The sequence below is a fragment of the Streptomyces sp. NBC_01237 genome, from assembly GCF_035917275.1.
Classification (GTDB): Bacteria; Actinomycetota; Actinomycetes; order Streptomycetales; family Streptomycetaceae; genus Streptomyces.
On sequence record NZ_CP108508.1, the window covers coordinates 2,365,670 to 2,382,256 of the forward strand.

General features: G+C 70.9%; 14 protein-coding genes. 9 read left to right on the forward strand and 5 right to left on the reverse strand.

The genetic code is table 11. The features are described 5' to 3' along the window. The first annotated feature begins 161 nt into the window (after positions 1 to 161). The gene (glnA, locus tag OG251_RS10540; protein ID WP_326676909.1) at positions 162 to 1,571 is read left to right on the forward strand and encodes a type I glutamate--ammonia ligase; all 1,410 of its coding nucleotides are present in this window, start codon (positions 162 to 164) and stop codon (positions 1,569 to 1,571) included. Positions 1,572 to 2,088: 517 nt separating this feature from the next. Beyond that, on the forward strand, positions 2,089 to 2,988 hold the full coding sequence (locus OG251_RS10545; RefSeq protein ID WP_326676910.1) for a hypothetical protein: 900 nt from the start codon (positions 2,089 to 2,091) through the stop codon (positions 2,986 to 2,988). 333 nt (positions 2,989 to 3,321) lie between these two features. Here the strand turns inward: OG251_RS10545 and OG251_RS10550 are convergent, their stop codons facing one another. After that, a complete protein-coding gene (locus OG251_RS10550) occupies positions 3,322 to 3,807 on the reverse strand; it encodes a hypothetical protein (protein WP_326676911.1) in 486 nt (161 codons plus the stop codon). A 122-nt stretch (positions 3,808 to 3,929) separates the two neighbouring features. Then, positions 3,930 to 4,235 carry a hypothetical protein gene (locus OG251_RS10555; protein WP_266807767.1) on the reverse strand — a complete coding sequence of 102 codons (306 nt, stop codon included), beginning with the start codon at positions 4,233 to 4,235 and terminating at the stop codon, positions 3,930 to 3,932. A gap of 119 nt (positions 4,236 to 4,354) precedes the next feature. Between OG251_RS10555 and OG251_RS10560 the strand changes: the two genes are divergently transcribed. After that, positions 4,355 to 4,714: an ArsC/Spx/MgsR family protein gene (locus OG251_RS10560; protein ID WP_326676912.1), complete on the forward strand. Its 360-nt coding sequence runs from the start codon at positions 4,355 to 4,357 to the stop codon at positions 4,712 to 4,714. 151 nt (positions 4,715 to 4,865) lie between these two features. Here the strand turns inward: OG251_RS10560 and OG251_RS10565 are convergent, their stop codons facing one another. After that, entirely contained in the window at positions 4,866 to 5,363 is a 498-nt protein-coding gene (locus OG251_RS10565; RefSeq protein WP_326676913.1) for a carboxymuconolactone decarboxylase family protein, read from the reverse strand. 47 nt (positions 5,364 to 5,410) lie between these two features. On the opposite strand from OG251_RS10565, the gene pdxR reads away from it, so the two are divergent. Further along, positions 5,411 to 6,829: a MocR-like pyridoxine biosynthesis transcription factor PdxR gene (gene pdxR / locus OG251_RS10570; RefSeq protein ID WP_326676914.1), complete on the forward strand. Its 1,419-nt coding sequence runs from the start codon at positions 5,411 to 5,413 to the stop codon at positions 6,827 to 6,829. Between the two features lie 279 nt (positions 6,830 to 7,108). Here pdxR and OG251_RS10575 read toward each other — a convergent pair whose 3' ends face one another. After that, entirely contained in the window at positions 7,109 to 8,029 is a 921-nt protein-coding gene (locus OG251_RS10575; protein ID WP_326676915.1) for a Gfo/Idh/MocA family protein, read from the reverse strand. 197 nt (positions 8,030 to 8,226) lie between these two features. Between OG251_RS10575 and OG251_RS10580 the strand changes: the two genes are divergently transcribed. The 5 genes from OG251_RS10580 (at position 8,227) to OG251_RS10600 (ending at position 14,292) form a co-directional block, all read left to right on the forward strand. Further along, a complete protein-coding gene (locus OG251_RS10580) occupies positions 8,227 to 9,801 on the forward strand; it encodes a hypothetical protein (RefSeq protein ID WP_326676916.1) in 1,575 nt (524 codons plus the stop codon). Beyond that, positions 9,798 to 10,916 carry an ARPP-2 domain-containing protein gene (locus OG251_RS10585; RefSeq protein WP_326676917.1) on the forward strand — a complete coding sequence of 373 codons (1,119 nt, stop codon included), beginning with the start codon at positions 9,798 to 9,800 and terminating at the stop codon, positions 10,914 to 10,916. Before OG251_RS10580 ends, OG251_RS10585 begins: the two co-directional genes overlap by 4 nt. A gap of 159 nt (positions 10,917 to 11,075) precedes the next feature. Then, the gene (gene glnII, locus OG251_RS10590) at positions 11,076 to 12,110 is read left to right on the forward strand and encodes a glutamine synthetase (protein WP_326676918.1); all 1,035 of its coding nucleotides are present in this window, start codon (positions 11,076 to 11,078) and stop codon (positions 12,108 to 12,110) included. A gap of 131 nt (positions 12,111 to 12,241) precedes the next feature. Then, on the forward strand, positions 12,242 to 13,150 hold the full coding sequence (locus OG251_RS10595; protein ID WP_326676919.1) for a DUF6891 domain-containing protein: 909 nt from the start codon (positions 12,242 to 12,244) through the stop codon (positions 13,148 to 13,150). Positions 13,151 to 13,617: 467 nt separating this feature from the next. Further along, on the forward strand, positions 13,618 to 14,292 hold the full coding sequence (locus tag OG251_RS10600; RefSeq protein ID WP_326676920.1) for a winged helix-turn-helix domain-containing protein: 675 nt from the start codon (positions 13,618 to 13,620) through the stop codon (positions 14,290 to 14,292). A 73-nt stretch (positions 14,293 to 14,365) separates the two neighbouring features. Here OG251_RS10600 and OG251_RS10605 read toward each other — a convergent pair whose 3' ends face one another. Further along, positions 14,366 to 16,498 carry an MMPL family transporter gene (locus OG251_RS10605; protein ID WP_326676921.1) on the reverse strand — a complete coding sequence of 711 codons (2,133 nt, stop codon included), beginning with the start codon at positions 16,496 to 16,498 and terminating at the stop codon, positions 14,366 to 14,368. Positions 16,499 to 16,587 lie beyond the last annotated feature (89 nt).

Below are 16,587 nucleotides of genomic sequence, written 5' to 3' on the forward strand. Positions count from 1 at the left end.
CCGAGGTGCTGCTCACACCCGCCCCGGTTAACTTGGGCGAAACAAATGGGTCATGCTTGAGAAATCCCGCCTGCCTATGGTCGGGTCCAGCGTGTGCCACCGCACTGGCGCACAAGAAGCTGCAACCCCGTCCCGCCCGGGCCGGGAGTAGGAGGAGTTGGATGTTCCAGAACGCCGACGAAGTGCAGAAGTACGTCGCGGACAACGACGTCAAGTTCATCGACGTCCGCTTCTGCGACCTGCCCGGGGTGATGCAGCACTTCACGATCCCGGCAGCGTCCTTCGACCCGGCCGAGGAACTCGCCTTCGACGGTTCGTCGATCCGCGGCTTCCAGGCCATCCACGAGTCCGACATGGCCCTCCGCGCGGACCTGTCGACGGCTCGGGTGGACCCGTTCCGCCGCGACAAGACGGTCAACATCAACTTCTTCATCCACGACCCGATCACCGGCGAGCAGTACAGCCGTGACCCGCGCAACGTGGCCAAGAAGGCCGAGGCGTACCTCACCTCCACCGGCATCGCCGACACGGCGTACTTCGGTCCCGAGGCCGAGTTCTACGTCTTCGACAACGTCCGCTTCCAGACGTCGGCGAACGAGAGCTTCTACCACATCGATTCCGAGGCAGGCGCCTGGAACACCGGTGCGACGGAGAACAACCGCGGCTACAAGGTCCGCTACAAGGGCGGCTACTTCCCGACCCCGCCGGTCGACCACTTCGCCGACCTGCGTGCCGAGATCTCCCTGGAGCTGGACAAGAACGGCCTCCAGGTCGAGCGCCAGCACCACGAGGTGGGCACCGCCGGCCAGGCCGAGATCAACTACAAGTTCAACACGCTGCTGGCCGCGGCCGACGACCTGATGCTCTTCAAGTACATCGTGAAGAACGTCGCCTGGCGCAACGGCAAGACCGCGACCTTCATGCCGAAGCCGATCTTCGGCGACAACGGCTCGGGCATGCACGTCCACCAGTCCCTGTGGGCCGGCGGCGACCCGCTGTTCTACGACGAGCAGGGTTACGCGGGCCTGTCGGACATGGCGCGCTACTACATCGGCGGCATCCTCAAGCACGCCCCGTCGCTGCTGGCCTTCACCAACCCGACGGTGAACTCGTACCACCGCCTGGTCCCCGGCTTCGAGGCCCCGGTCAACATGGTCTACTCGCAGCGCAACCGCTCCGCCGCGATGCGTATCCCGATCACGGGCTCGAACCCGAAGGCCAAGCGCGTCGAGTTCCGCGCCCCGGACCCGTCCTCGAACCCGTACCTCGCCTTCTCGGCGCTGCTGATGGCGGGCCTCGACGGCGTGAAGAACAAGATCGAGCCGGCCGAGCCGATCGACAAGGACCTCTACGAGCTGGCTCCCGAGGAGCACGCCAACGTCCAGCAGGTCCCGACCTCGCTCCCGGCCGTCCTCGAAGCACTGGAGGCGGACAACGAGTACCTCCAGGCCGGCGGCGTCTTCACGCCCGACCTGATCGAGACGTGGATCGACTACAAGCGCACGAACGAGATCGCCCCGATCCAGCTGCGCCCGCACCCGCACGAGTTCGAGCTGTACTTCGACCTCTAGAGAGCGGGCCCGCGAGGGCACGGATCGAGGGCCGTCACCCCGTTAGTTCCGGGGTGGCGGCCCTCGCTGCTTTGTTTCCGGGCTCCGTGTGCGGCAGCGGGCCTCTTGGTCTCCGAACAGTGCTCGTGATCAGTGACCTGCGGCGATTGTTGCGGCGGAGCGCTGATTCGGCCTTCCTTTGCCGGCTGGCGATGGGGTGCGCCGGTCTTGGCCCGGCGTCCTGCGGACTGTGTGTGGATCTTGGCCACCCGGTCCCCGAAGCGTGCGCCCGCGCGTGCGGGAGCCGTTCTTCTCGGCTGTCGGCCGCACCTGCGGTTCGTCCACGAGACGGGAGCGCGAGATGTTGGGTTACCTTGGGTGCGGCGCTGCTGCGGCAGCGTGTCTCGCCACATCCGGTCCCGGCGCCGGAGCGAGCAGTGGGCTCTTGAGAGTCATCCGCAGTTGGCAGTCAGCACGCATCCGGACATCCGATCCGTCTCTCCTGTCGTCGCCGGGCGGCACATGGAAGGGGCTACGTATGTCCAGGTCACGCAACACCAACCGGCTGGCCAAGAAGATCCGTGATCACACGTCGCTGACGCTCTCGACCGCTTCCAGGCTGGCACAGCAGGCCAATGTCTACTGCGGGTCCTCGGTCGCGGATGCCCCCGCCCCGTATCAGCGCCGCCTGGAAGCACACGTTGCGCACGTGCTGGCAAGCCGCTTCCAGGATCGCCAGCTCAACGGCGCCCTCCTCGGAGTTCGAGAGGCCCAGCCGGAAGACCAGGGTCTGAAGCTGACTCTTGACTCCGATATGGCCGACGATGTGCTGCGTGAGCTGCTCCCGCGGTTTGATCACTACTACGGAGGTATCCGCGGAATCCCCGGACTGCGTGTCCGCGGGAGCAACAGGCAATTGGTGCTCCACGACGCTCTCAGCTCTGCGCGAGTCACCCTGGTGCGACCCGATCGCGGCCCCATGCGTCTGCCGTCCGCCCGTGATGGGGAGGTGCTTCTGTGGACAGGAGGCCCCGAAAGCCTCTCTCACGACGAAGGGCAGGAAGCCGAGGATTGGGTGGGCTCGCGAGCGATTCGTGACCTACAGGTACGCGACGTGCTGTTGAGTCGAATTCTGCGCTTCGCCGGCGTGGTCAACAGGACGGCGGAGCCACACGGGTTCGCCAACTGCTACACGCATCACTCCGGCGATCTTGTGATCGAGTGGTGCTGCGGTGACACCGTGGAAACCCTCTGCGCAAACCTCTTGGCTCACGGCTTCGCTCACGGTCTCCCTCGGGAGAAGGCGATCAGGTTGCTCTCTCGTCACTCAGCTCATCTCGGCGAACGCACAGTGATCTTGAATCGCCACGGTTCGTGTCTGTACGGCGGCGAGGCGCAGGAGGTCGCGGAGTACATCAGGAAGGGATACGGCTCGTGACCCTGTCCGTGGTGATGCTCGGAGTGTCGGCGTGCGCAGTCCTGGGTGTCATCGTGCGCTGTGGGCGGGACGTGGCAGTGTTGCGCCACTTGGAGCGCCTTCTTGATGGCTGCGACCAAGGCCAACGAGTTGAGGTCTGCCGGATCCTCGCCGCTTCCCTGCATGGGGTCGGGAGAGCGGAAGCTCGGGACGAGCAGCCGCCAGGTGAGCCGACGGCGCCGTAAGAACGCCGGCCTCCTGGGTGCTGAGGAATTGCACACGCGTTGACCGAGGGCCGTCACCCCGTTTGTTCCGGGGTGGCGGCCCTCGGGCGTCGGTGGCCGGCCGGCGCCGTCAGTGGCGCAGGGCCGTTGCCACCTCTGCCGTGACGTCTCCGTCGAGCTTGCGGTTGCTGCGGGCCGTGGCGTCCTTGGGTGTGGCGGGCCGGGCGTCGTCGACCGTGACGACCGTGGTGTCGAGCAGGTTGCCGCCCTTGTCATGGAAGTTGATCTGCACGGCGTAGGACTTGGCCGAGTCGGTGCCGTTGGTCACGGTGAACTCCGCCGTGGAGCGGCCGTCGCCGTCCTTGCCCACCGTGCCGAGCTCGATGTCGCCCTTGGCGTCGACGCCATCCTTGAATTCGTTCAGTTTGTCCTGTGCGGCGGCCGTGGCGGAGGCGACCACGTCGGAGCCCCTGGATGCCACCGAGGAGGCTGCCGACGCGGCCTTGGAGACCGCGCCGGAGGGGCTGTTCCCGTCGTCCGAACAGCCCGCGGCGGCCGATGCCACGGCCGCGGCCAGCAGCACGGCCCGTACGCCTCGTACGCCTCGCCCGGTCATATGCGCCTCCCAGCACTCGCGATGGTCCCAGTCAAGGCCGCCGGGGGCGGGGCCGCATGCCGGGTACGCCGACCGGGGCATGGCTGTGCCCCCGGTCTCCCGGGGGCACAGGTCCAGGTGGGTCAGCGGCCGTAGCGGATCAGGGTGCGGACCATGCGGCACGTGGTGTCGGACGGCGGGTGGATGCCGAGGTGTTCGGCGGTGGTACGTATCTTGTGGTTGCTGGCGCTGGCCGGCTGATACACGCCCGTGTCGAGCAGGGCGATCGCCAGGCGCATCGCCTTGAGCCGACGGTTGTGGGAGACGTACCACTCGCGGGGGCGTCCCGCGGGAAGCCTCTTCTTCTGCAGTGGCTTCGGCAGCGGCGGGTGGAAGGGCATGGCGAGCTGAGTGTCGAGCGGCTTGGTCGTGACTGCGGCAACGGCCATCGGCAACCTCCTGGCACGGTCGTGGATCCCTCACGAACTACCCCCATTTTACTGCCCCCCACTGACAATCGCCCCTGGCCAGAGGGTATTTCGGCAACCCCTCCCGTAACCTGGGCCCCATGGAGATCTGGATCAATCCCGCCTGTTCCAAGTGCCGCAGCGCGGTGGACCTGCTCGACGCGGAGGGGGCCGACTACACCGTCCGGCGCTACCTGGAGGACATCCCCTCGCCCGACGAGATCCGGGCCGTGCTGGACCGGCTGGGGCTGGAGCCGTGGGACATCACACGCACCCAGGAGGCGGTCGCCAAGGAGCTGGGGATCAAGGAGTGGCCGCGGGAGGACGGTTCGCGGGAGCGGTGGATCGCGGCGCTCGCCGGGCACCCGAAGCTGATCCAGCGGCCGATCATCACCGCGGACGACGGCAGCGCCGTCGTGGCGCGTACGGACGAGGCGGTCCGGGAAGCACTCGGGCGTTGAGATCCGGCCGGCCCGCCTGTACGGAGAGAGCCCCCACGAGCACGCGCGCCCGTCAGCATCTGCCCGCCGTCCGGATCGCGGAGCCGCGGGCCGAGCGGGAGAGCCGGCCGGAGCCGCGGGCCCGGCTGAGGTGAACGGCGGCCGGAGCGGCTCAGCGCTCGTCCGTGCCCGCACGCTTGGCGGTGGCAAGCGCGATCCGGTTCCAGGTGTTGATGGTGAGGATCAGCGCGAGCAGCTGGGCCAGTTCCGGCTCGTCGAAGTGCGTCGCGGCCCGCTCGTACACCGCGTCGCTCACCCCGCCGTCCGCGACCCGGGTGACCGCGTCGGTGAGGGCGAGGGCCGCCTGCTCCTTCTCCGTGAAGAAGTGGGCCGCCTCCTGCCACACGGCGACCATGTGCAGCCGCTCCTCGCTCTCGCCCGCCCTACGGGCGTCGGTGGTGTGCATGTGGAGGCAGTACGCGCAGTGGTTGAGGTGCGAGGAACGGATCTGCACCAGCTCCACCAGGGCGGGGTCCAGCCCCTCGCGGGCCGCCGCGTCGAGGCCGATCACGGCCCGGAAGACCTTCGGGACGGCCTTGGCGAAATTGAGCCGGACGGTGGTGGCGGCGGTGGCGGTGCGGTCGTTCGTCTTGATCTCTGTCGTCGTCATGGGTACGAATCTATGAGCACGGGCGACCGGACATGGGGTGCATTCGCATGGCAGTTTCGTGGGTCAATTCGGCTGAGGTCCTCGGCAGTGATCTGCCGCTGGAGCTGTCCGGTACGGGCAACCGGCGGGCCGTCCTGATGCGGGCCCTGCGCGAGGCGATCCGCTCCGGCCGGCTCGCCCCCGGCACCCGGCTGCCGCCGTACCGTTCGCTCGCCGCCGATCTGGGGCTGGCCCGCAACACGGTCGCCGACGCGTACGCGGAGCTCGTCGCCGAGGGGTGGCTCGCCGCCCGGCAGGGCTCGGGCACCCGGGTCGCCGAGCGCACCGCGCCCCGCACCCCGGTCGGCAGGCCGCGCACCCCGGAGCGGTCCGCCCTGCCGGCCCACGATCTGGTCCAGGGCAGACCGGACCCGTCGGTCTTCCCCCGGACCGCGTGGCTGGCCTCGGCCCGCCGCGCGCTCACCCGGGCACCGCACGACGCCTTCGGGCCGGGCGATCCGCGCGGGCGGCCCGAGCTGCGGCGCGCCCTGGCCGGCTATCTGGCCCGGGTGCGCGGGGTGCGGGCCTCCCCCGAGCGGATCGTCCTCTGCTCGGGGGCCGCCCACGGGCTGCGCCTGCTGGCGGAGGTGCTGGGCGGGCCATGGGCGGCGGAGGAGTACGGGCTGCCGTTCCATCGCGAACTGCTCGCCGGGCAGGGGGTCGGCACCCGGCCGCTGACCGTCGACGAACACGGCGCCCGGGTGGCGGAGCTGGGCAGGACGGACCGGGCCGTGCTGCTCACCCCGGCCCACCAGTTCCCCACCGGCGGGCCGCTGCGTCCCGACCGCCGGGCCGCCGCGGTCGACTGGGCGCGGGCCGCGGGAGCGCTGGTCGTGGAGGACGACTACGACGGTGAGTTCCGCTACGACAGGCAGCCGGTGGGCGCGGTTCAAGGGCTCGATCCCGAGCATGTGGTGCTGCTGGGGTCGGTGAGCAAGAGCCTCTCCACCACTCTGCGGATCGGCTGGCTGGTGCTGCCCGAGCGGCTGGTGGAGGCGGTGGTCGCGGCCAAGGGTGAGCGCGAGCAGTGGTCGAGCGCCACGGAGCAGCTGACGCTCGCGGACTTCGTGGAGTCGGGGGCGTACGACCGGCAGGTCCGCCGGATGCGCCAGCGTCACCGGCGCCGCCGCGACCAGCTCGTGGCGGCGCTGGAGCGGCGGGCGCCGCACGTCCGGGTCACCGGGATCTCGGCGGGCCTTCACGCGGTGCTGGAACTCCCGCCCGGCACCGAGCGCTCGGTGGTCCGGGCGGCCGCCTGGCAGGGGCTGGCCGTCGAGGGCCTCGCCGACTATCTGCATCCGAGTGCCCTCGCTCCTCGGGGCGGCGGCCGGGACGGGCTGGTCGTGGGGTACGCGACACCACCCGAGCACGCGTATCCGGAGGCGCTGGAGGCCCTGTGCCGCGCCCTGCCGCCCGTTCTCGGCTGAGGCGTGCCACGCGAACTCCGGCGCTGTCGGCCGGGTGATGCCGGGTGAAGGACATACAGACGCCGGAAGAATCCGTTCGCCGGAGCCGCGTGCCAGTCATTGACCGGAATGCGGTTCATCGCCGCCTTCGCCAGGTGGTCCCTCACCTCTCCGGGCAGATCGCAGGCACGGAATTCCCCGGTGGCTTTGTTCTTCGTGCCGCGCTGCCTGCCGGTGATCCGGTTCGGGCTGTTGCGCCACGCACCGGGGACGTCGGCCTCGGCCGCACCGCCGCGCCCGCTAGACCCCGTCGGGAGCCCCCAGGCCGGCCTCGGCCCGCGCGAGCAGTTCGGTGAGCCGCAGCCCGAACCGTACGTCGCAGGGGTGCGGCACTCCGGTACGTACCGATGCGGCCAGTGCGTCCACCGCCGCCCGGAACGGGTCCACCGCGCCGTCCCACCCCGGCAGGGTGACCGTCCCGTGTTCGCCCCTCAGCTCGATCTCGGTGCCTGCCGCGCCCAGGGGCGCGCTCAGCCCGAGCGTCACGGTGCTGGAGGCGCCGGAGGTGTGGCGGAGCACCAGGTGTGCGGTGTCGGCGGGTCCGCGGGCCGAGGTCACCTCCGTCACGTCGCCCAGTACCGGGATCAGGACCGAGAGCACATGCGGGCCGACGTCCCAGAGTCCGCCCTTGTCGCGGCGCCACGGGGAGGCGGCGTACTCGCTGGTGGAGTCCGGCCCGTACAGCGCGCCGAGCCACTGGGCGCGGGCGGTGAACCAGCCGTCCACCGCGGCCTGTTCGGTGATCCAGTCGGAGGTCGCGGTGGCGAAACGCAGGGTGCAGAAGACGATGGAGGCGACTCCCGACTCCGCCGCGGCGTCCGCCACCTCACGGGCCCCCGCCACGGTGGTCGCGACCGGCTTGTCCATCAGGAGATGGCATCCGGCTGCCGCCGCCCGCGCGGCCAGCGGGGCCTGTACGTCCGGCGGCAGCGCGAAGGCGACGGCGTCGCTCGCGGCGAACAGCGCGTCGATGCCCGCGTCGTCCGTGTACGCCCGTGTTCCATGGGCGGCGGCGAGTTCTTCCGCCGCTTCGGGGCGGCGGCCCCAGATCCCGCTCAGTTCCACGTCCGGGTGGGCGGCGAGGGCGGGGGCCTGGGTGTTGCGGGCCCAGGGGCCCGTGCCGAGCAGGCCGATGCGCAGGGGGGCGGTGGGTGTCGTCATACGGGCCAGTGTGCCCGGTCCGCTTATGGGGTGGCGGTGCGCGAAGGTGGGCGGATACGTTTCTCCGGCCGGCCGCGGGACTTCGGCTGCGACTTCCGGGACTTGCCTATGAAGCAGTGATTTCGCTGTTCGCGCCTCCATTCCCCGGCCGGCTCCCCGGTACCCGTACGGGCCGGTGAAGCAGCACGGGGGAATCCATGACCACGACAGACGCCGTTCCCGGGACCGCAGACGCCGTTGCCCCGGGCGCCGTTTCCGATGCCTCTGGCGCCGTTTCCGAGACCTTGGCCGACCTCGTCGCCGCCGAGGACGTGCTGCTCTTCGTCAATGCGGCGATCACCGCGACCGGGCAGCGTGAATTCCACTCGGGGGCGTACCAGCAGCAGTTGTCGCTGGACTTCCTGCATGAGTACGTACGGGTCAACTACCGCCGGGTGTACGCCTCTTCGCTCGCCCTGGACATCAACGACCACAATGCCGCGCTCATCGTACGGAGCCTGCTGGAGACCGCCGCCGACGCGAGTGCCGAGGAGCGGCGCACCGAGGGGCGGCTGATCGCGGCGCGGCTGGCGGTGCTGCCGCCGCAGCGCGTCTACCGGCTGTTCGGTGCGCTGCGCCGGGCCAAGGTCAACAACCGGCGCACGCGGGCGATCATGCGCGACTGGCTGGCCGCCCGGCCGGACCTGGCCCACGACGCGGTGAAGTACCGCGGCGGGCTGAAGACGGCCGCCCGCCACGTCCATCTGCGGTGCCCGGAGGGTGACGGGCCGCTGGGCGAGGTGGGTGCGTTCCTGTTCCGGTCAGGGAAGCAGCCGCGCTACCGGCACGGGCTGCTGGACGCCTGGCGCCGGGCCCACTACGAGCAGGGTGCCGTCCACGAGCTGCCGTTCACCGTCGCCGAGGGCTTCGCCGCCCGGCACGGGATGAAGCGTGAGGTGTTCCTGGAGCGGGCGGCGCCCGGGATGACGCGGCTGGAGCGGCTGCGCACCTTGGGGCAGCGGTCCACCGGCGCCGAGCCGCGGCGGCCCTCGGACATCGATCTGACCGTGATGCCGCTGACCCGGCTCGCCCTGTACGTACTGTCGCTCGGCTTCGACGTGCGGGCGGCCGACCGTGCGGAGCTGACCGGTGCGCTGCGTGCCGCGGCCCGCCGGGCGGCGGGTCCGTACGCCGGGAGCTGGGGGCGGGTGGCCGCCGTGCTCGACGACAGTTACTCCTCGTCCGGGTCGGGCCAGAAGCGCCGTCGTCCGCTCGCCGTGGCGCTGGCCTGCCATTTCCTGCTGGAGGCGCTGGCCGCACCCGGCGCGTACCGCCCGCTGTGGACTTCGGGCTCCACCGATCCGCTGCTCGTACGCCCCTGGGGGCCGACCCCGCTGGGGATGCGCGTCCTGGACGCGCTGGAGCCCGGTTCCGGAGGCGCGCCCGACCGGCTGATCATCGTGTCGGACGGCTGGGACAACGCGCCGCCCGGACTCGCGGGCGAGGTGCTGCGGGTGTGGCGGACGCGGCTGGATCCCGGGCGGCGGACGGCGGCCGTGCACCTGAACCCCGTATACGACGCGGACGGTTTCGATGTCCGCCGGCTGGCACCGAGTGTGCCGACGGCAGGGGTCCGGGACGCGGAGGATCTGCCGTCGCTGGTGGAGATCGCGCAGTTCGCGGAGGGGCGTACGGGGCTCGGTGAGCTGTACGCGTACCTGGACCGGCAGGTGGCGCGCTTCCTGGACGGCGGGGCGGGCGACGAGGTACGGATGGAGGGGACGGCACGGTGAACAGGCTGGATCTGGGCGGCCTCGCGGTCCGGCCCGCGCAGGTGTGGGGCGGCGTCCGGCTGGTCCCGCTGGTACGCGAGGAGCCGGTGGCGGGCCTGCGGCTGCACCGGGAGGTCTACGGGGGCTTCGGCGCGGGCCTGGTGGAGGCCGGCCCGCGCACGCACTACGCCTCGTACATCCCGCACGGTCTCGTCGCCGACTGGTCGGGCGAGGGGGCGCAGTCGGCGGCGTACGGTACGCAGCTCGACGACGGCACCCCGGCGCGCACGGTCCGGCTGCCGAAGTACCGGCATCACCGGATGGCCAAGCGGCGGCCCGGCGACCGGCTGCGCTTCCTGCCGCTGCACCTGGCCCTGGAGGGCTATCTCGCCCTGCACTTCGGCGGCCCCTCGGTCGCCTGGGAGGAGTGGTCGCGCCAGGCGCTGCGCGAGGGGCTCTCGCCGCGCGCCGAGGACGCCTACCTCGGCTGGTCGGTGCGCGGCCTCGGTGACGCGCTGCGGATCTTCGAGATCCATCCCGGCCAGTGCGGCGTCATGGTGTACGTCTCCGACGCGCTCGCCGCCGCCTTCGTGCTGCCGCACCCGGAGGACTACCGGCTGCTGCACGCCACGCTGGTGGAGGACCTGTTCGGGGAGCTGGTGCACCAGTACGCGATGTACGGGGCGCCGGTGGCGGAGTTCGGGGCGCGGATCCGGGACGGCGCCGGTCTGCGGACGCTGGATGATCTGCGGGCTGCCGCGCGGGCGCAGGAGCGGGCGTGGACGGAGGCGCACGACACCCTGTTCGCACGGGAGCTGCTGGATTCGTCGTACGGGTTCGACCGGGTGTACCGGATGGGTTCGTTCACCCTGTGGCGGTTCCTGCCTCCGTTCGTACGGGACGGGAGCGGTCAGCACATCGGGGAGACGATCACCGACCACCGCGGGCAGGTCGCCTATCTGAAGACGTTCCGGCTCTCCGACGCCCAGGTCAGGCGGGGGTATCTGCTGCGCACGCTGTTCGACGCGGACTGGTCGCTGTCCCGGGCCGCCGTGACGCTGGGGACGACCGGGGAGGAGCTGGCGCGGCGGCTCCGGGCGGCGGGATTCGCCGCGCTGCTCAAGGGCCATGTGTAGGGCTGTCCGGCGCCCGGGGGCGGCCGGTCCGACGCCCGGGGACCGGGCGTCACGGGGGAAACCCAGGTAACACGGGGTTCACATCCGGGCAACGGACGGGAAATCGCGTCTTGCGAAGCTGCGCGGTAGAGACCGCAGCACCCGCAAAGGATGGCGTCCGTGACGTTCAAGGCTGAGTACATCTGGATCGACGGCACCGAGCCGACCGCCAAGCTTCGTTCGAAGACGAAGATCATGGCCGGATCCCCCTCGCAGGACGTGGCGGAGCTGCCCATCTGGGGCTTCGACGGTTCGAGCACCAACCAGGCGGAGGGCCACGCCTCCGACCGGGTGCTGAAGCCGGTCTTCAGCTGTCCGGACCCGATCCGCGGCGGCGACGACATCCTCGTCCTGTGCGAGGTCTTCCACATCGACATGACGCCGCACGAGTCCAACACCCGTGCCGTGCTGCGTCCGTTCGCCGAGCGGTTCGCGGGCCAGGAGCCGATCTTCGGCATCGAGCAGGAGTACACCTTCTTCGACGGCCACCGGCCGCTCGGCTTCCCCGAGAGCGGCTTCCCGGCCGCGCAGGGCGGCTATTACTGCGGTGTCGGCGCCGACGAGATCTTCGGCCGTGACATCGTCGAGAAGCACCTGGACAACTGTCTGCGGGCGGGGCTGGGCATCTCCGGCATCAACGCCGAGGTCATGCCGGGCCAGTGGGAGTTCCAGGTGGGCCCGCTGTCCCCGCTGGAGGTCTCCGACCAGCTGTGGATCGCCCGCTGGCTGCTGTACCGCACCGCCGAGGACTTCAACGTCTCCGCGACCCTGGACCCGAAGCCGGTCAAGGGCGACTGGAACGGCGCGGGCGCGCACACCAACTTCTCCACCAAGGCGATGCGCGAGGGTTACGACGCGATCATCACCGCGTGCGAGTCGCTGGGCGAGGGCTCCAAGCCGATGGACCACGTCAAGAACTACGGCGCGGGCATCGACGACCGGCTGACCGGTCTGCACGAGACCGCCCCGTGGAACGAGTACAGCTACGGCGTCTCCGACCGCGGCGCCTCGGTCCGCATCCCGTGGCAGGTCGAGCAGGACCGCAAGGGCTACATCGAGGACCGCCGTCCGAACGCCAACGTCGACCCGTACGTCGTGACGCGGCTGATCGTCGACACCTGCTGCACCGCGCTGGAGAAGGCCGACCAGGTCTGATCCCGCGCTGTCCCGCGTACGGCAGGGGGCCGCCCACCGGTGTTCCGGTGGGCGGCCCCCTGCCGTGGTCGTTCTCCGGCCGGCTGTCGCCGCCACCGCCGGTTGTCAGTGGCGCGTGTCAGGGTTGAACCATGCTCGATATCAAGGTGGAGACCGAGAACTCCGAGACGCACACCCGTATTTCGCCGGACGCCCTGAGCGACCTGGTGCACCGCATCGGCGGTCGCAAGGACCGTTTCCTGGTGGTGCAGCGCGTTCCGGACCGGCCGGGATTCTTCGTGCAGGTCTGGCACGAGGAGGGCGCGGAATACCAGCTGGAGTACCGCGCCGGCGGCCCCCGGGACCACTTCCGCGCAGCGGTCGGCTCCCCGGACCGGGTGGCCGGGGCGATGGTGCGGTGGGCGCGCCAGGACTCCGCGTGGGACGCGGGCATCGAGTGGGCGGACGCCGAGTTGCCCGCAGCCGATCCGGTGCCGGAGCTCGCCCCGGAGATCCGGGAGCAGTTGGAGGACCGGATCCGGCTGTCGCTGCGCGGCGGTTACGGCACGGTGGACTCGCTCACCGGGACGGCCGAGGACTATCTCGTCAAGGACGGGGTCCACCCCGTCACCAGGGCGCAGGCCCGCGAGCTGGTGGAACGGCTGTGGCTGGAGCGGGTGGACGAGCAGACCCGTTGGACGGACGTCACCGACGCGGACCGGCTGGAGCGGGCGTTCGCCGCACTGGAGGGGCGCGGGATAACGGCCCGTGAGCACTTCACCTGCTGCCGCTCCTGCGGGCTGAGCGAGATCCGCGCGGAGAACGAGCAGGCGCGCGGCTTCGTCTTCTTCCACACACAGAACACCGACGGCGCCGCCTCGGGGCACGGCCTCTCGCTGTACTACGGCGGGTTCGACGGGACCGAGGGGACCACCACGGACGTGGGTCAGGAGGTCGTGGCGGCCCTGCGCGAGGAGGGGCTGACGGTGAAGTGGGCCGGTTCGCCGGACAACGCGATCGAGGTGGACGCTCTGGACTGGCGCAAGCGGCTGATCGGCTGAGCGGATCGACGTGGGGGGGACAAGGAGGGGATCGACGCGGGAAGACGAGGACGGGACGGGGAGAGGGACGGCGCGGGACGGGGAGAGGGACGGTGCGGGGCGGGGAACACCGCCCGGTGGCACGGAAAGTACCGCCCCGTGAGCACGGAGCGTACGGGCGGTGAGCAGGGGGCGTACGCGAGCGGTGAGGCAGGTAACACCAAGGGTCCGTATCGACGGGTGAGAGGACCCTCCTGCCCTGCCGCAATCTCTGCTTCAATGGGGACATGGCCAGCTTCCAGCACATCGCGTCGGGTCCCAGCGACCTAGAGCCGTTCTGGCCTTCCCGTCAGCATCATGACTTCGACCGGGTGTGTTGCCGCGCGTGGAACGCGCAGGCCCTCTAAAGCCGCTCACCCGGCCTTCGGTCCGCGCGCACGACGCAAGTCCGTCCTTGACGACTCCTCGCGCGAAAGAGCTGACCCTTCATGGCGAACACTCGTACCTTCTCCACCGCTTCCGCTGCCACCGCGGCGCCCGCCGCGGCCACCACCGCCCGCCCCCTCTCCCCCAACCGGCACCGGCTGCGCGCCGTCGACCGTGACGAGGTCGTCCGGATCTCCGACGTGGCCGACTTCCTGCCGCCGGGTGCCACCTGGCTGCCCGCGCCTCAGCACACCCTTCCCGCGCTGCCCGGCCACCCGCCGATGATCGGTTACCTGGTGCTCGTACCGGCCGATCAGCAGCCGGCCATCGCCGGAGCGGTCGCCGCCTCCCAGCACCGGCAGGCCGACCGGACCGGTGAGCGGCAGTTCGACCGGGCGGACCGGCTGCCGGTCGCCCAGCACTTCGTACCGGAGGCGGTCGACGCGGCCCAGCCGGCCGGGCCCGTCCGGATCGACGCGACCCGGCGCACCGCCGCGGTGGACGGCAGGACGCTGGATCTGACGTACCTGGAGTTCGAGCTGCTGGCCCACCTGGTGGCGCATCCGCACCGGGTGCACACCCGCGATCAGCTGGTGACCACGGTCTGGGGCTACGGGCACGTGGGCGACGGGCGCACCGTCGATGTCCATGTGGCCCGGCTGCGCCGCAAGCTGGGCGCCGAGTACCGCCGCTCCATCCAGACGGTCCGGCGGGTGGGCTACAAGTACGCCCCCTGACGGGCCCGAGTCGGGCTTATGTGGCCCGGCCCCCGGCACGAACCGGGGGCCGGGCCACGTTGCCGTGTGCGGGTCAGCCGCGCGTTCCGGCCCCCGCCGTGACCGCGGTCCCGTCCGGTGCCGGGGCGTCGTGCTCCAGGCTCGGCAGCCGGGAAAGTCCGCGCGGGGTGCGCCAGTTCCGCTCGCCGAGCAGCAGCATGACGGAGGGCAGCAGGACCATCCGTACGACCGTGGCGTCCAGCAGCACCGCCACCGCCAGGCCGACGCCCATCTGCTGCATGTCCTGCATGGACAGGGTCCCGAAGACCGCGAACACCGCCACCATGATCGCCGCCGCACCGGTCACCGCACCGGCCGTGTGCCGGATGCCGGTGTCGATCGCGGTCCGGTTGTCCGCGCCGCCGAGGCGGGCCTCACGGATCCGGGAGACCACGAACACGTGGTAGTCCATGGACAGTCCGAACAGGACCACCAGGACGAACAACGGCATCCAGGACTCGATGGCGCCGACGCCTTCGGAGCCGATCAGCGAGGCACCCCAGCCGTGCTGGAAGACGGCGACCATCACACCGTAGGCGGCGCCCACGGAGAGCAGGTTGAGCAGGATCGAGGTCACCGCGATGACGTACGAGCGGAAGCAGAACAGCATCAGCAGGAAGGTCACCACCGTGATGAACGCGAAGACCGGGACCATGCCGCGCTTCAGCTGATCGTTGAAGTCGACGGAATTCGCGAGTTCCCCGGCCACATACGCCTGGGCCCCCGTGCCGTCGAAGGCGTCCGGTACCCGTTCCTCGCGCAGCTCGGCCAGATCCGCCTTGCCGCCCGGCAGCGGTACCTCGATCTCCGCGACGTTCCGCGCGGCGTGGACGGTCACCTTGTCGAAGGAGCCGAGCGCCCTGCGGAGTTCCGGCGTGCCGATGTCGTCCGCCGAGACCACGACGAGGGCCGGGGCGGGGCCGCCGGGGAAGCTGTCGGTGATGTGCCGGTGGGCGACCGCGAGCGCCGAGTCCGAGCCGAACTGCTTCTCCAGTCCGAGTGCCTCGGTCTTCATGCCGAGGGCGGGTGCCGCCAGGGCGAGCAGGACCAGGACGGCGCCGACGGCGAAGACCTTGGGCCGGGCCAGGACCGGGCCCAGCACGGTGCCGGCGATGCCTCCTGCGGGCCGCACGCCCCGCTTGCCACGCCGGTTCAGCAGCGGTACGCGTCCCGCGTCGATCCGGTCGCCGAGCCAGGACAGCAGGGCCGGCAGCACTGTCACGGAGCCCAGCATCGCGATGAACACGACGATGATCGTGGCGAGCGCGAACCCCTTGAACAGCAGCAGTCCGGACAGGAACATGCCGCCCATGGCCACCATCACGGTCACGCCGGAGACGAGCACGGCCCGGCCGCTGGTCGCCGCCGCGATCCGCAGCGCCGTCTCGGCGTCCCGGCCCGCGGCCCGCTCGTCACGTTCGCGGCGCAGATAGAACAGGCAGTAGTCGACGCCGACGGCGAAGCCCATCAGGAACATCACGGAGTACGTGGTCTGGAACAGGTGCAGCTGGTGGCTGGCGAGCGAGAGCAGACCGAAGGCGGCCATGCACGCGGTCAGCGCGAGCCCCACCGGGAGCAGGGCGGCCACCACGGCGCCGAAGGCCACGAGCAGAATGCCCAGCGCCAGCGGTACGGCGGTGAACTCGGCCTTCTTGAAGTCCTCGGCGAGCAGGTCGCCGAGCCACTTGCCCGCGCTGGCCTCGCCGAACTGGTGGATCTCGACGTCCCCGTGTTCCTTCCCGGCCGACGCGACCGCGTCCAGCACCGGCTGCACCCGGTCGGCGGCGGTCGCCGCGTCGCCCTTCATCTCGAAGGTGATCAGGGCGTCCCTGCCGTCCTCGGAGGGGACGGGCTCCGCGAGGTTGCGTACCTCGCCGGTCTTCCGCACGGCGGCGGAGACGTCCCGGGCGGCCGCCTTCCACTCCCCGGCGGCGGACGCGGACACCATGACCAGCTCGCCCGCGGGTTTGTCGAGCCCGGCGTCGGAGAGGATCCGCTCCGCGCGGACCGAGTCACCGGCGCCGTTCTCCGCGTCGGTCATCTCGACCATGCCGGACGCTCCGCCGATGCCCGTGGCGAGCACGACGAAGAGCAACCAGCCGAGAATGGCCGTTTTGCGGTGGTGCGCGCTCCACACACCGATGCGTGCCGCGAGGTTGCGCCTCATGCGGTTTTCGCCCCCAGAAAGTAAACGTCGGACAGGACGCTGACGAATCTAGGGACGGCGGGCCGCCCTCCCCAGCCGTCGAAGCACCC